Annotated in this window: 1 protein-coding gene; it reads right to left on the reverse strand. The window is 39.2% G+C overall.

Going from position 1 to position 362, the window contains the following annotated elements; translation table 11 throughout:
• On the reverse strand, positions 1-362 hold a 362-nt coding region (locus RH85_RS22405; RefSeq protein WP_006713488.1), incomplete at both ends, for an IS30 family transposase.

Below are 362 nucleotides of genomic sequence, written 5' to 3' on the forward strand. Positions count from 1 at the left end.
AAGCCTTTTGCGTGGGCGCGTATTTAATTTGTGGGCAATTTCATTGCAAAGCTTCTGTGTTACATGTGACATAGAAGTTCGTTTTGGTAAATACTGACGTATTAATCCATTGGTATTTTCATTGGTGCCTCTTTCCCATGAATGATATGGGTTTGCAAAGTAAAACAAGCAGTTATGAAACCTTTCTAGTTGTGCGTATTGGTGAAATTCAGTGCCGTTATCAGCTGTAATTGTCTTAAAAGGTAAATCGGAACGGGTCATGATTTTGCTCATTCTCACATTAAGTGATCTCGTCGTTCGGTCGTCTAATTGGCCAATAAAAGTGTAGCCAGTCATTCTGTCCACCAAAGTGACAATACAGT

The organism is Vibrio ichthyoenteri ATCC 700023 (assembly GCF_000222605.1).
GTDB lineage: Bacteria > Pseudomonadota > Gammaproteobacteria > Enterobacterales > Vibrionaceae > Vibrio > Vibrio ichthyoenteri.